Below are 14,126 nucleotides of genomic sequence, written 5' to 3'. Positions count from 1 at the left end.
ATCTGCTTCGTTCTCTCGTTTTTTTCGCGGGGGAGAGTTGGGTGGACAAGTTGGGAACAACCGCGATGGCGGCTGTTCCGCGATCGCTCGGTTAGCTGCGACCGATGGTGGCGGGTTCCGACTTGACGCTCGGCAAGCCAGCCGATTTCCAAGCCATGTACCCGCCCGTCAGGTTGATGACCTGCTTGACGCCAGCAGCCTGCAACACACTGGCGGCAATCGCCGAACGGGCTCCGCTGCGACAATGAACCACTAGCTTCTTGTCTTTCGGAAGATCTTCCAAATTGTTCGGCAGTCGTCCTAAGAAGCGATGCTGGGCTTGTTCGATGTGGCTCTCGTTCCACTCGTCGTTGGACCGAACATCCAGCAGTTGGACTTCGCCCGATTCGATGGCGGCGGAGAGTTCGGCCGGGGTACCGGTCGTGTAGGTTTCCGTCTCAAGCCCAGCCGATCTCACCTCGCGGGCGGGGAAACCGCCGACGATTTCTTCGACACCGATCTTGTGCAGGATGCGGGCAGCTTCTTCCAACTGATCAGCGTCGCAGATCAGGTAGGTCGGACGATCGTAGTCAACCAACCAACCCGCCCATCCGGCCAGCATGCCGAGTGGAATGTTGATCGTGCCGGCCACATGCCCCTTTCCGAATTCAGCAGACTCGGTCAGGTCGACCACCGTACCGGATGCAAGCGCGTCCGGCAGTTTGGCGATGTCCAGCATGGTGTGATGATGATCTGGTCCTAGGATCTTTGGCCCTTCCTTGTTGACTCGCTTCATCACCGCGAAATACTTGGGTGCCTCGGGTTGATCGGCCAGGATGTATCGTACGAACTCTTCCTGGTCATGAAACTGCAACGCCGGGTTGAACCGTTTTTCATAGCCAACGGTGGAGGACGGAATCGCTCCCAATCCCTTGCCGCATGCGCTGCCTGCGCCGTGGGCCGGCCAGACTTGCAAATAATCGGGCAGTGTCTTGAAACGCTCGGCTGATTTGAACAGGTCGCGAGCACCGGGTTCGGCAGTGCCTGCTATCCCGGCGGCTTCCTCCAACAAGTCAGGGCGTCCGATCGATCCGACAAACACAAAGTCGCCGGTGAAGATGCCCATTGGCTTGTCCGCACCACCGCCCCGATCGGTCAACACAAAGGAAATGCTTTCGGGCGTGTGCCCGGGGGTGTGAAGCACATCGAACTGGATGTTACCGATCATGAAGTGATCGCCATCGTGCACCAGTTGGTGTTCGTAGGCATCCAAAAACTGGTACTTCCACTCCGCCGGGCCTTCGTCCGACACATACAGTTTGGCACCGACGCGATCGGCTAACTCGCGTGCACCGGAGACGTAGTCCGCATGGATATGAGTCTCGGCAACGGCGGTGATCTCCACACCTTCGTTGCCCGCCGCGCTGATGTATTGGTCGATGTCGCGACCCGGGTCAACAACCACCGCTGCGCCGGTGCGCTGGCAACCAACAAGGTACGAAGCGTGAGCAAGTTTTGGATCGTAGAAATACTTTAGCAACATGACTTGGTTCCCCGGTGAATTGCCAATGAGACTTAGAGAGCAATGGATTTAAAAATCACGAAAGCTGCCACCAACACGACGGCAACGGAAAATATTTTCTGAAGCGTGGGTCCCTTCAGACGCTTTGCCACGACGCCACCCACATACATGCCTGCAAAGCCTCCCGCCAAAAATTGCAGAGCCACCGGCAACGACAACTCGTTTCCATTAGCCAGGTGCGAAGCGACGCCGCTGATACTGACCAACACAATCACGAACAGCGATGTCGCCACTGCACGATGAATCGCCATCCCGCTAAAGAGCACCAAGGCTGGCACGATGACGAAACCTCCGCCGACGCCGAACATGCCCGAAAGCACGCCCGTCACCAGCCCAACCAGGATCAACAACCGCACGCATTTCGACGTCAACCGAAGCTTGCCGTCCTGATCGCGTTGACAAGCACTAAGGTCACGACTGGTAGCGTTCTCGGTATTGCAAACCCCACTGGGAAGACTCGGGTTCTTTGTCTTTACCCACATCCGCTGTGCGACAACCAACATCAACACTGCAAACATCATCAGCAAGACGTTCTCGGGGATCAGCGTCGACAGGTACGAGCCGATCGGAGCACCGAACATTCCTGCGACCGCGAACAGCAAGCCCGTTCGAAGCTCAACCTCACCGCGAATCAATCGAGGTACCGCACCAAACAGCGCGGTGCCGCCGACCGAAGCCAAAGAAATCCCGACGGCTTCTCGCGGAGCGACCGCTAGTCCGTAAACCAGCAAAGGCACCGCAAACACACCGCCGCCGCCACCGGTCAATCCCAGTGCAAAGCCGACGATGCCGCCGAAGAGGATCGCTAAAGCGAACATGATCCGCCGTCCGTGCAACGATTCCAGGGCATCTTCGATAGCATCATGCCCATCCCGCAGGTATCGGTGATCCCCGCAAACATCAGGCCCGCACCGATGAATGCCGATAGACCGATGAAGGCCGGATGCACGAAGTACCCAAGCACCGCACCAACCAAGGTGAGGGAACCGGCCGCGATGCGAACTTGGCGCTCCAGCGAAACCGATTTTTTGCCTCGCACGACTGGCAACCCAGCAGACACCCACGCAGTCGTGCCGCCATCCACGTTGACGACGTTGTCGACCCCGGCGTCCAGGAACTTCTGAACCGCTTTGCTGGAACGGTTGCCACTTTTGCAAATCACATAGATCGGCCCGCTTTTCGCTTTTGCGATCGACTGGGGGTCCAATGAATCCAGTGGGTAGTTTTCGGCGCCCTCGGCATGCACCTCGCGGTACTCCGTCGGCATCCGAACGTCGATCAGATTCCGTTCGCTACTCGCTTGCTGTTTCGCCAGCGTCTTGACATCAATCGTTTGCATTTCCATCGTTCCTTTCCAATAGTTCCCAGCACAATCTTAAACATCTCCGCGACGTCACCTCGCGAGGCGACGATATGTATGTTTCTAAAAAAGAGACGCTCGAAAGACCGTCTCATTTCCACGTTCCTTCGCCCATCAGGGCAAGAAACGTCCTTCGATGCAGGCCATCAACTGCTGCAAATGGGGTTCCGCGACGCTGTAATAAACCCGCCGCCCGTCACGTTGGCTGGTCAAAAAACCACAACGCTGCAACAACCGCAAATGTTCCGAACCCACGTTGTCCGGGATCCCGCAGTCTGCCGCCAATTCACCCACCGTAAAACGGCCATGCAACAACAGCTGCACAATCCGAAGTCGCACGGGGTGTGCCAAAGTTTTCAGGCATTCTGCCGCATCTACAAAGTCGTCGACCGAACCAGGTGGCTTGCCAGACGCATCCGCCACCGGCTTGGTCGACTTCGTCTTGATCGATTTTGTCGCCATAGGATTCTCCGTAGCATTTCCATTCAATATATCGTCACCTTGCGAGGTGTCAATGTATTGTTTGTGAAAGATTTTTAGACAGAAGCATACGCGGGGCTATTCCAGAGATCGGATCCGAGCCCTTTCGCACGGTGGTGAGCGTCCGGGCACATCCCAGAGACGCATCGCCGATAGCGACACGCGCTGCATTGTCACCGTTGGTAGTCCCGCCTTCAGGCGGAATCGGGCCTGAGCGTCGGGGCGTACGGAGACAAGGGAACCCGGCGAAAGAGACCGCCCAGCTGACGACAGCCTCGGAGAGGCGAAAGCATCATGCCGGTCGCCTCCGGCCAACGGGTTATGGCGTCTACTTCGCCGGTGCGTTATCACTGGGCTGTGCTTCGGCAGCAGCTGGCGCGGGCGTCTGTAGACGAATCAGCACCTCGTTTCGACGCAGTGGTCCAGGAGTGAAGGGTGGGTCGTAGGAAGCGGCCTCAACACCGCTGTTTCCGGGATCGTCAGCTGCGACCAGGCCTTTCGACTTCATCCACTGCCTCAATTTCGCCTCCGACTCTTTCGCCAACTTGGCGTTGATTCGTCCAGAGAAGCGTAGCACGGCAAAGCGACCGCCGGAACGTTTTCGGACGTCCACATCCGCTCCGGTGGGAACTGGGACACCGCCGGCGGCGACGTCCTTGGGCATCACGAACCCCATTTGAGCTTCTGAATCGGCCTTGTCGTTTTCCATGAAGACGGGGGTGGTCATCGAAATCTTCTGTTCCGATTCGTTGGCACCGCTGATGTAGCCAAACAGCTTCATGAAACTGCCGTCGCGTCCCTCGGCATCGATCTCGGTCGTCGTTGCGACCAGCATCAGATCCGGATACTCGCGAACTTCGAACTTGCCGTCGGATTCAATCACCTTGTACTCGGCCGATTCGTACCCTGCACGAGTGGAGCGCCCAAACACGAATACTCCCACCGTCACCAGGACGGCGACACTTGCGACGTACAACATTTTCTTACGCATCATCCCGAAATCCATGGCAAATCTGTTCCAACCGAAACCCGCGACGGTAGATCGAACGCCGACTACCCTTTTCGGTTGGATTGTAGATCGATGAAAAGGGGCGCCTGCGGGCAAACCTTCATGCGGCTTACCGCAGCGATTCCAACCTTGGCAGTCACCGCCGAGATGTCCGACCGTTGATTCCATCAGGATGCACGACGCGTCCGACAACGATTGTCGTGCAAACGATTGAATCGGCCCGCGTTTTTAGGGCTTGAAAGTACAGTTTGGACCGAAAGGTCCACGACGGTTAGAATCAAGCATCGAACTCAAGATCAAACCGAACACGAGTCGCATGCGATGCCTTGGGAAAAATCATTTGAAGAGTCGGATGTGGTCGAGAAGGCGATGTTGGTGTTTTGGCAGAAAGGGTACGACGCCACCTCGATCTCGGACATTCTGCTTGCCACGGGGATCAAGCGAAGCAGTCTGTACAACGCGTTTGGTGGCAAGGACGACCTGTTTCTTCGGTCGCTGCTGCGGTACGACCAACAGCGACAGAAGACTTTGCTCCGCCGCATGGACGCCATCGACGATCCCTGTGAATGTATCGCGGCGTTGATTGACCACGTCGTCAGCGATTCTCTGAACGACCCGAGCAAAAAGGGATGCTTGTTGGTCAACACTTCACTGGACTACTCGCACCGCGACGCGGAAATCCAAAAAGTCGTCACCGACGCGTTGAAAGAATTGACCACGTTCTTCGAGAAGGCGATCAGGCGTGGGCAGGACCGCGGTGATATCCCCGCGTCGGTGGATGCGAAACCGACTGCCCGAGCTCTGCTGGCGCTGGTGGCTGGGATCCGTGTGCTTGGCCGCGGACCGTTCACCAAAACGGCCTTGCTACAAATTGCCGAACAAGCCAAACGGTTGATCTGCTAAGACCGTCACCGCGCGGCCGGATCCAATCGCGATCATTCCTGGTACAGCGATTGGTGGGCGGCGATCATGTTGGCGACGGTGAACTTTGTGTCGATACGTTGCTTGGCTGCTTGGCCTAACCGGTCGGCTAGTTCAGGGTTGGCAAGCAACGTCAGCGTTCGCCTGGCGAAATCGGCCGTGTCCCCCATCTCCACCAAGAAACCGCACTCCTGGTCAACGATCAGGTCTCGGTTGCCGGGGATGTCACTGGCGACGACTGGCACGCCCGCCTGCATCGCTTCGATGACCGAGTTGCTTTGGCCTTCGTATTCGCTTCCGATCCAGAAGACATCCGCGTGGGGCAACAGATCGGCGACGTCGTTGCGTTGCCCCGCAAACCGTACTCGCGACGGCGCTGTCACGGCGTCGCGATGGCGCAACAGTTCGCCTGATTGGGGCCCCTCGCCGATGATCACCAACGTGGTATCCTCGCGGACCGTGGCGGTCATCTCGGCGGCCCAAATCAAATCACGATACCGTTTCTGCGGCCACAACCGGCCGACCGCTAGAATCAGCTTGCGTTCGGGGTCGACCTTCAATCTCGCAAACGCTTCTTGTCGGCTGATTTTGGATTTCGATCGTGGTGGGATTCCGTTGGGGATGATCCGAAACAGGTTCGGATCGATTCCGTGATTGGCATAGAAGTCACGGACTCCCACGCTATTGGTCGTGATCGCGTCCGTGCATTTCGCCAGCTGTCGATCGATCCAAAAGTGTGAACTCGTTTTCCATGGATCGACGCAGCGTTCGCTTGCGATGATCCGTCGCACGCCTGCCCACTTCGCAGCCGCCCGTCCGAAGCTATTGGCGGCGAACAGCCAGGTGTGAACGATATCGGGGTTCAACTGAGTCAGATGTTTGCGCAAACGAAACAATGCCGACGGATCCGCTTTGAAACGTTTTCCGATCACGGTGACGGGAATGCCGGCGTGCCGTAGTTGTTCGCTGCGTGGACCGTCGCGGGTTAGCAAGACGACATGCACGTCGAATTGATCGCGCGGCAATCCGGCTGCCAACAAACACAGCTGTTTCTCGGCCCCGCCACGATCCATTGTCGGAATGATTTGTACAATTCGCTGCGTCATGATGCTGATTCGGCCGAGTCGCCGAGGCTGTCGCGGTGTTTCAATTTGGCGTTGGACTTCTTTTCGATGACACGCTGGAACAGACTGGTATACGCGTCGATCGTTCCTGTCATCGGGTTGGCGCGAAGCCAATGTCGCCGCAGCAGACTAGCTTGATGCTGGTGTTCGGGCAGATCGTCCAACACTTTCGATATCGCGGCCAGAAACGCAGTTGGAACCGGATCGTCAATCCAACGCACCCAGTCCTGAGGTTTTTCCGATTGTGTGGCCGCAGAAATCGGTGGTGCCAGCAGCGACGAGACCGCTTCGCTGCGAACAGCGACGATCGGTAGCTCGGCCGATACGGCTTTGGGCAGGAAGTGGTCCAACCCCGAATCGTCGGTTTGCAGATACAGATCGGCGGCAGCGTACAGGTCGTCGTATTCGCAAAATGAACCTGGCATCGCAATGGAGGCTCGGATTCCGTCGCCTCGTAGTTGATCGTAGATCCAATCGCGATAGGGCCCGTCCCCAATAAACCAGACTCGCAGGTTCGGGTAGCGATCGACCAGGTGACGCGTTGCACGTACCAGGTCGGTCAGTCCTGTGTCACGCGTCATTGCCGCGGTACAGATCGCGATCGGCGCGTCGGGGTCTGCGTATAGGTCGCTGTTTGCGGCCGCAAGCGAACTCCTGGCTTCCTTGCGAACCGCCGCGGTCCGCTGCGCGCCGGCGGTGAATCCGGGGCCGATCCGAACGATGCGATCGGCCGAATAGCGATCGGCCAGCAGTGCACGGCTGCAGGGCGCACTTTTGGCGATCACGGCATCCGCCATTTTGCCAATCGAACCACAACGACGTCCGGAACGGGTGGTGTTCCAATAGGTTGCATCGGATTGTTTGCCCCAACCGGCGTATCGCAGTACCGTCGGGCATCCTGTCGATCGGGCAGCCTCGATCGCAGCAACAGCTTCTTCGCGTATCGAGTCGACGTACATCACGTCGAACGACGCCGCGTTCTGACGCAGCCATTGGGTCAACTGACGCGTGTATCGGCCGATTGACCAGTCACTTTTGGGGGCCGCGGCTGGGCGATGAACGGAAACTTCTCGCAGTGAAAACGTTTCTGGCCATGTGGCAGCGTATCGCGGCGTGCACACCTGAACTTGCACCCCATGGCGGTGTAGCCCGGTCGCAAGTTCCACCATGTAACCCGCCGAATCGAAGGATCCGTGGGGCCAGAAATGGCGTCCAATCAACAGTACGCGGACCGAACGATTCACGATGCGGCGTCCGCGGCGGTTTGTGCGATTTCGTCTGGCGACAGAACAGCCAAGTAGGGCAGATTGCGATACATGTCCAAATAGTCCAGCCCGTAGCCGACGACAAACTCGTCTGGAATTTCAAAGGCTACAAAATCGGGACGCAAATCCACCACGTGGTCGGTGTTCTTATGCAACAGAACGCCCGTCTTCACCGATGCAGCGCCGAAGTCCGTCATCATGCCGCTGATCCGGTCCAGCGTCTTTCCGGTATCGAAGATGTCGTCGACCAACAACACATCGCGTCCGGTCACATCGATCATCATTTGGGAATCCACCGTCAGTTCACCCGACTTGATTCCGCCGCGATAGCTAGACGCCCGAATCACTCCCACCCGCTGTGGCATCGAAAGCCGCCGAATCAGGTCGGCAAACAGAACCAGCGATCCCGTCATGATCGCGATCACCGTCAGCGGCCGATCACCGTAGTGAGCGTCGATTTCAGCAGCCAATCGCTCGACCCCATCGGTCAATTGCGATTCGGTCAGCAGGACTCGCATCGTGGATCACCTCGAAACTTCAATGAATGGAAAAAAGGAGCAGCAGGAAACTTGCGTCGGGATCGATGTTTGAAGACTACCCCATCCCCCGACCGGAACCGGAAAGCGATTCGGGTGTCAGTCTGCGTAGTTTGGGAGCAACGTAACGGCCGGTCCAAATGCACCGATGGCAGCGGTCGCAGGATGCCGAAAACGGAGAGGGGCGTGGAAGTGCATCCAGCACAACTTATCGCCTAACGGGCGACACTTCGAGTCGGTGCCGCCCAAGAACGCATCTGCCGGAAGCCCCAAGATGGGTGGGCGGTGTCCGCGTTGGCCGATGACGAAAGTCATTTGGCCGTTGTACGCAACTTACGCAACCTGTGTTGATGAAAGCCGCATGACCAATTCTCAGCGATTGTCGACCGTCCGCGAGTGTTTCCTGCGTTGGATCGGCGAACAGGGCAGCGGCGAACAGGGCAGCGGCGATGGAGCGGACGAAGCTGACTGCATCAGCGCGGAAATCATCGAAGAATCGTTCCTGATTCGTGAAGAGTTCTTCTGTGGGCGTCGCTTTCGCACCCAGTCTCACAACGCAATTTGGTTCATCGAACAAGACGAATTGAAGATCTACCACAACCGGGATGGGGTGGTCTGCGTCTTGAAATCCGACGAAATCGACCAATTCCTTCGTCGCCCGGCACCCGTGGTCGCAGTCGATGATCACGCCGATCACGTCCACGAAGATGCGGAAGTTCCTGCGATCCTGTCGATGGCCGATCACGCCGCAGCGAACCGAGCCAATGCGATCACCGCATCGGAAGACGAAGCCCCATCGGTCGATTCCGACCGCGATTCGGCTGATGATCAAAGTGGTGGCGAGATCCGCCGCGCCGCCTAACCCGAACGAGGAACTAAAATCCGCCGCCCCATCCCATGGCAGCCTTCGGGTTGCCGCGACGAATTGGGGGGGAGGGGAGCTGCGGATGCGGGACAAGACAAGACTTGTCGTTTGCATACGAAGTGCGGTTCATGCTTTCTGCATGACGCAGCGCCGATTTCCCCGGGACATCGCACATCTTTTCCGTCCGGCTGTCCGAACTTGGGCTTGGTCTGGGCCGCCGTTGGGGTGTTCGGTTAAGCTTAGGTTTTGACCACCGCGCACCCACACCGTGTGCGTCGGTGTTGCCGCTGGGCCTGTGGAATCACGAAATCGATGACGCCGTTTCTCGAATACCTCGTTGATTCCGTACGTTGTCCACCAGAACAACTCAGTCGCCGCCAGAATGTGATTCGGCAGAGCTGGGAACTGACCGCGTATTGTTGGCGACAACTGCGTCGTCATCGGGCCGACGGGATGGCCGCCGAACTGACGTATCGCACAATCTTTTCGTTGATCCCGGTGGTGGTATTGGGATTGGTGATGTTTCGAGTCGTCGGCGGGCTAACCGAGGTCCAAAGTCAGGTCGAAGATCAACTGTATTCGTTCTTTGGTGTGCCCGAGATCCCCGCCGATTATTCGCCCAGCATCTTGGCGACCGAGGACATGGTGCCGGGGGAGGATCTACAGATGACGGCTCCCTTTGAATCGGACTCGCCGCCGGACCAGGATGGTGAGTTCGATTTCGATGCCGTCGTGGATCTGGACGAAGCGATCTCGGTTTCCGAAGACGAAGCCAAGGCAAAGCAGACGGTCAAAGAAGAATCTGTTCGTCAGGCTAGGGCCAGTATTCGACGCACTCTTTCCGGTGTCACCGCGAAAGTGGCCTCGATCGACTTCAAATCGATCGGTGTCTTCGGACTGTTGTTGTTTGTCTACGCTGCGGTTGCGTTAGCGGATTCGACCGAGCATCTATTCAACCGCATCTACGACGCGCCATCGCAGCGTCCCATTCACATCCGTTTGGCGATCCATTGGTCCATCATCACCTTGGGCAGTGGGTTGTTGGCGATGAGTCTGTACATGTCCGGGCAAGTGGTCGATTGGTTTGTCGAGATAGGAGCCGGGTCGACGTCGCGTCTGGTGCTCATCCACTTGCTGTCGATCGCTGCCAGTTGGGTGCTGCTGTTCCTGCTGTACGCGCTAATGCCCAACACCCACGTATCAGTCCGCGCCGCCCTGGTCGGTTCGCTGGTCGGTTCCTTGTTCTGGGAATTCGCCAAGTTCGGGTTCCAGATCTACGTCGCCAAAGCAGTTCCCTATTCGGCGATCTATGGATCGATTGGTTTGATTCCTCTGTTTTTGTTTTGGATCTATATCACTTGGCTGATCGTATTGTTCGGGCTGACGCTGACATACGCGTTGCAGACCGTTCCGGATGGTCAACGCAATGAATTCAGCTGGAACGAAGACGCATTGCCCAACGGCGATCCGGATTGGATGTTGCCAATCATGAGCGAAGTGGGGGCTGCATTCACTGCCGGAACGACCGTCGACAACCAACAACTTGCCGATCGAATCGGATTAAGCAGCCGCGTGGTCAGCGAGATGACCAGCAAACTGATCGATGCCGGGTTGTTGCGTCGAGTCACTGCAGGCGCAGGCGAAGAAGAATCGTTAACCCTGTCTCGGCCCGCTGAAAAGATTGAGCTGACGGAAATTTTGCGGTTGGCACACAAGGTTCGACCGACCCGCGATCATCCGGCCTGGCGTGCGTTGGCCGACCTGAAGTTGGCCGAACGAGAAGCGGCCGCGGGCAAGACGTTGGCGGATCTGTAAGATTCCGCTTGCCAAACGAAAGGCAATTGTCCGACCAATCGTTAAGCCCTACATCGCAGCACGTTCTTCAGACGACGTCGATCCGCTTTCGCTAAAAGTCAACATCGACGCGGCTTGCCAGGCGAGCGGTCACTTGTTCGTTGGCGCCATTCAAAACCGTCAACCGAGACAGGATATTCTGCATCGAAATTCCCTGTGCCTCGTGGATCAATTTGGGTTCCGCGTTGGGAAGCACAGCCACGGTCAATGCACCGCTGTGGATCGCGCGTAGTTCCGGCTCCAGCTGACTGCGTTCGACTTCGCTGCCCACAATCAGGATCAGGCGTTGACGTCCGCCCATCGCCAGCAGCGCCGGTTTGACGGCCTGGATCGCCTCGTCCACCGATACAGGTCCCGAAGGCATCCGCGCCTGCTGAACGACATCCAAATCGAACGTGTGTTCCGTGGCGTTCATCATCGAAGCGGGGGAAGCATCGGCAATGCTGGCCGTCGATAGATCTTCTTCGCTGCCCCCCTGTTCGCGTGCGATCGCCACATCGCTGCTGTGTTTCTCGATCACGCGAATGACCAATGGAATCGCCATCTTGGTCAACCCGGAAATCAGCGAACGCGAATGCACATTGGCCCCTAGGTCGTTCAGTGGCCGCACCAGCCTTTCGCCAACCGTCGCGGTGTGCAGACGGGTGACGACATCATCAAAAGTTGCACGAACCGCATCGGGCAATGTGTCCCAAGGGTTCTTATCCCCATTTTCGCTCTTCGTTTCGACGATCGCGACCGCAAGAATCGCCGCGAATCGTTCCACGCGTTCTTCCAAGAACTTCAAATGGATCGTCAGCTGTTCGAATTGCCTTGCTGCCAATCGCATCACAACCGTATCGATGAACGACTTTTGACCGATGCCCGATTCCGACGATCCGGTGTGGGTCGGCGTGGAACGCAGGGCTTCGTTTTGCCACTCGGTGGAACGTTTGACCAGCAGGTCCAAGGCCTCGAAAACAGTGGAAATGTTTGCGCGTCGATCGTTCAAGCAAACCGAAATTTCGCGGTACAGATTGTTTTGCCATCCGGCAGACAACCAGTCGCATTCGCCGGTTCGGACCAAATCCGCGATGTAACGATCGAGCGACCGCAGGTTCAGTGACGGGAGTGAGTTTGGATCGAGATGTTCTTCGATCGTTTCGATCGTGTGTTCCAAGGACAAATTGATGCGTCGTTGCAATCGATCGGCCAGCGCCGGTGCTGCCTGACGAGACTTGGACGGAATGCCCAGCCAACGTGTCAACAGTTCACGTACGATCGCGGGCGACAGGACGCGCGTTTCAAGACGATGGCGATCGCCCAGCGGAACCACACCGACCGAACGCAGCGATGGAAGACGAACCGATTGATTCTCTGCTTGTTGCGACTTTCGTGCGGTAGCCAACAAGTCGCCGCAGCCCGTTGCATCGGTCCACAGGTATTCGGTGATCGTTTCGATCGGCAGCGACGAATACTGATCCGTCGGCGACGAAGCCACGACATACAGATCTCGCAGCGGCGTTCTTGCTGCGGGAACGCTAGAGAATCCGGCGCCGCTGTCGCCTGGGTACCCATTGCCGACCTGCATGAAGAATTCGATTTCGTTCAGTGCCGCTTGGGTGTCGTGCAGTGCGAGTGGATTCGAAACGTCCACGGCCATCGGGACGGACGAAAGCAGCGAAAGGATCTTCAGTTCTTCCTTTCCGGCTTGGTCCAGCAGATTGCGAAGTAGATGGACGACGTCGATGTACATACCGCTGCCGGTGCCGCCGGCAAGCGAACCAACGACATAGATTCGCGGTTTGGTATCGCCCGCGTCAGCGACCAACGCTTCGATCGATTGTGAAAGCTGTTTCGTGACCAATTCGCCGTGATCCACGAGCGCAAGCCGCCCCAATGGCCGCATGCCTTCGGTGGAACCACTGCGTGGGACGTTGTAGATCCAACGCCGCGAGATCGATTTCAGCCGGTCGGTTCGCGTGCTTCGGTATTCATGTGCCGTTTTCAGCGGCGTGTAGATCGGGGTGCATCGGGGCACTCGGTCGGATGCTTCGATGAATCGGACAGCATCGATGGTGGCCAAATCGGTGTCGATCACCGCGCTATGCAGATGCAGTGGGCTTGCCACGTGAAGGTCCGCGATGCGGTGCCGAAGTTCACGCACACATGCGGCACCCGTACCGCCCAACCCGATCACCAAGGCGTGATGGAGCGTGGTAGCTGACTCCGCCCCGGGGCCGGTCTTGATCTGGGGCAAGTCTTCGACTGGAAGCGGCGCGTCGTCGCTTTTTGAATCGGCGTCTACGTTCCCGGCGGGATCGACGTTGTGTCGCGATGACAATCGAGCTCGAACGCCTTGGTGTCGCAGCGCTTCGACAAACGCTTTGCAGCTTGGAAAGCGTCGGTTCGGATTCTTTTCAAGCGCTTTGGCGATAACTGGACGATCGCTTGGCGGCAGCGTTTCTAGGTTCGGTGCACTGTGGACATGCTGAGTCGCCAATTGGGCAATCGTCCGTCCGCTGAACGGCCGCGTGCCGGTCAGCAGTTCTTGGAACATCACTGCCAAACTGTATTGGTCGCTGTGCAGACTGGGCTTTCCGTCGAACAATTCCGGTGGTGCGTAAACCGGTGTTAGACCGCCGACAACGCTGCAATCAATATCTCGTAGGTCCTTCAGCAGTCCAAAGTCGGCGACCTTGACGTGTCCCCCGATGATCAGCAAGTTGCCCGGTTTGATATCCAGATGCTGCAGCTGATAGGACTGGTGCAAATAGTCCAGCCCGTCGGCGGTATCGTGCAGGTGCGACAACAGCAGGTCACGTGGGATCCCACACGAACCGTTGTCGCGATGTCGCTTGTACACATCTTCCAGGGAACAGTCCGCAAGCTCTGTGATGATCAGCAATTGATCGTCAATGATCTCGAATCGTTCTAGCGTCAACAGGAATGGGTGATGGACTCCCTTGACTCGTTCCAACGATCGCAGTTCGCGAGTGGCGCGTGACTGATCTTGGTGACCAAAGACAAACTTGATCGCCTTTTTCAGTCCCCCCGGCGCACTGGTTCGCCAGACCTCGCCAAAGCCACCACGGCCGATCACCTCTTCCAGCACGTAGCCCGGAACAGGCTCGTAGCCAGCGATGATCAGATTTTTGTAGATCGTGGACAT

Annotated in this window: 12 protein-coding genes; 3 read left to right on the top strand and 9 right to left on the bottom strand. The window is 57.4% G+C overall.

All coding sequences use genetic code 11. The annotated features are described in order from the left end of the window. Positions 1-91 precede the first annotated feature (91 nt). From K227x_RS14775 to K227x_RS14755, 5 genes are all read right to left on the bottom strand, one after another. Positions 92-1,522, bottom strand: coding sequence for an MBL fold metallo-hydrolase (locus K227x_RS14775; RefSeq protein ID WP_145170595.1), 1,431 nt, complete (start codon positions 1,520-1,522; stop codon positions 92-94). Positions 1,523-1,554: 32 nt separating this feature from the next. Next, positions 1,555-2,379, bottom strand: coding sequence for a sulfite exporter TauE/SafE family protein (locus K227x_RS14770; protein ID WP_145170593.1), 825 nt, complete (start codon positions 2,377-2,379; stop codon positions 1,555-1,557). Next, a complete protein-coding gene (locus tag K227x_RS14765) occupies positions 2,367-2,900 on the bottom strand; it encodes a rhodanese-like domain-containing protein (RefSeq protein ID WP_145170591.1) in 534 nt (177 codons plus the stop codon). The genes K227x_RS14770 and K227x_RS14765 overlap by 13 nt, the downstream gene beginning before the upstream one ends. Positions 2,901-3,035: 135 nt before the next feature. Further along, the gene (locus tag K227x_RS14760; RefSeq protein ID WP_145170590.1) at positions 3,036-3,383 is read right to left on the bottom strand and encodes an ArsR/SmtB family transcription factor; all 348 of its coding nucleotides are present in this window, start codon (positions 3,381-3,383) and stop codon (positions 3,036-3,038) included. A gap of 346 nt (positions 3,384-3,729) precedes the next feature. Continuing rightward, positions 3,730-4,395 carry an SOUL family heme-binding protein gene (locus K227x_RS14755; protein WP_145170588.1) on the bottom strand — a complete coding sequence of 222 codons (666 nt, stop codon included), beginning with the start codon at positions 4,393-4,395 and terminating at the stop codon, positions 3,730-3,732. A gap of 336 nt (positions 4,396-4,731) precedes the next feature. Here K227x_RS14755 and K227x_RS14750 point away from each other — a divergent pair, with 336 nt between their 5' ends. Beyond that, a complete protein-coding gene (locus K227x_RS14750; RefSeq protein WP_145170586.1) occupies positions 4,732-5,313 on the top strand; it encodes a TetR/AcrR family transcriptional regulator in 582 nt (193 codons plus the stop codon). A 32-nt stretch (positions 5,314-5,345) separates the two neighbouring features. Here K227x_RS14750 and K227x_RS14745 read toward each other — a convergent pair whose 3' ends face one another. The 3 genes from K227x_RS14745 to hpt are packed head-to-tail and all read right to left on the bottom strand — an operon-like array spanning position 5,346 to position 8,238. Next, entirely contained in the window at positions 5,346-6,437 is a 1,092-nt protein-coding gene (locus K227x_RS14745; protein ID WP_145170584.1) for a glycosyltransferase family 4 protein, read from the bottom strand. Beyond that, positions 6,434-7,699 (bottom strand): glycosyltransferase family 4 protein, encoded by a 1,266-nt coding sequence (locus K227x_RS14740; RefSeq protein WP_145170582.1) that lies wholly within the window; start codon positions 7,697-7,699, stop codon positions 6,434-6,436. The genes K227x_RS14745 and K227x_RS14740 overlap by 4 nt, the downstream gene beginning before the upstream one ends. Beyond that, complete coding sequence (gene hpt / locus K227x_RS14735; protein WP_145170580.1) at positions 7,696-8,238, bottom strand: hypoxanthine phosphoribosyltransferase; 543 nt, start codon at positions 8,236-8,238, stop codon at positions 7,696-7,698. The genes K227x_RS14740 and hpt overlap by 4 nt, the downstream gene beginning before the upstream one ends. A 379-nt stretch (positions 8,239-8,617) precedes the next feature. Between hpt and K227x_RS14730 the strand changes: the two genes are divergently transcribed. Both K227x_RS14730 and K227x_RS14725 read left to right on the top strand, forming a co-directional pair. After that, on the top strand, positions 8,618-9,118 hold the full coding sequence (locus K227x_RS14730) for a hypothetical protein (protein ID WP_145170578.1): 501 nt from the start codon (positions 8,618-8,620) through the stop codon (positions 9,116-9,118). Between the two features lie 315 nt (positions 9,119-9,433). Next, the gene (locus tag K227x_RS14725) at positions 9,434-10,936 is read left to right on the top strand and encodes a YhjD/YihY/BrkB family envelope integrity protein (RefSeq protein WP_145170576.1); all 1,503 of its coding nucleotides are present in this window, start codon (positions 9,434-9,436) and stop codon (positions 10,934-10,936) included. A gap of 91 nt (positions 10,937-11,027) precedes the next feature. Here K227x_RS14725 and K227x_RS14720 read toward each other — a convergent pair whose 3' ends face one another. Further along, complete coding sequence (locus K227x_RS14720; RefSeq protein WP_145170574.1) at positions 11,028-14,126, bottom strand: protein kinase domain-containing protein; 3,099 nt, start codon at positions 14,124-14,126, stop codon at positions 11,028-11,030.

The organism is Rubripirellula lacrimiformis, assembly GCF_007741535.1.
In the GTDB taxonomy this organism is placed as follows: domain Bacteria; phylum Planctomycetota; class Planctomycetia; order Pirellulales; family Pirellulaceae; genus Rubripirellula; species Rubripirellula lacrimiformis.
The sequence above is the reverse complement of the archived record's forward strand: the minus strand, read 5'-3'. Positions and strand labels throughout refer to the sequence as shown.

Coding starts and splice junctions, on each gene's coding strand:
- K227x_RS14775 (WP_145170595.1), bottom strand. CDS start 1,522: ATGTTGCTAAAGTATTTCTACGATCCAAAACTTGCTCACGCTTCGTAC.
- K227x_RS14770 (WP_145170593.1), bottom strand. CDS start 2,379: ATGTTCGCTTTAGCGATCCTCTTCGGCGGCATCGTCGGCTTTGCACTG.
- K227x_RS14765 (WP_145170591.1), bottom strand. CDS start 2,900: ATGCAAACGATTGATGTCAAGACGCTGGCGAAACAGCAAGCGAGTAGC.
- K227x_RS14760 (WP_145170590.1), bottom strand. CDS start 3,383: ATGGCGACAAAATCGATCAAGACGAAGTCGACCAAGCCGGTGGCGGAT.
- K227x_RS14755 (WP_145170588.1), bottom strand. CDS start 4,395: ATGATGCGTAAGAAAATGTTGTACGTCGCAAGTGTCGCCGTCCTGGTG.
- K227x_RS14750 (WP_145170586.1), top strand. CDS start 4,732: ATGCCTTGGGAAAAATCATTTGAAGAGTCGGATGTGGTCGAGAAGGCG.
- K227x_RS14745 (WP_145170584.1), bottom strand. CDS start 6,437: ATGACGCAGCGAATTGTACAAATCATTCCGACAATGGATCGTGGCGGG.
- hpt (WP_145170580.1), bottom strand. CDS start 8,238: ATGCGAGTCCTGCTGACCGAATCGCAATTGACCGATGGGGTCGAGCGA.
- K227x_RS14730 (WP_145170578.1), top strand. CDS start 8,618: ATGACCAATTCTCAGCGATTGTCGACCGTCCGCGAGTGTTTCCTGCGT.
- K227x_RS14725 (WP_145170576.1), top strand. CDS start 9,434: ATGACGCCGTTTCTCGAATACCTCGTTGATTCCGTACGTTGTCCACCA.
- K227x_RS14720 (WP_145170574.1), bottom strand. CDS start 14,126: ATGTCCACGATCTACAAAAATCTGATCATCGCTGGCTACGAGCCTGTT.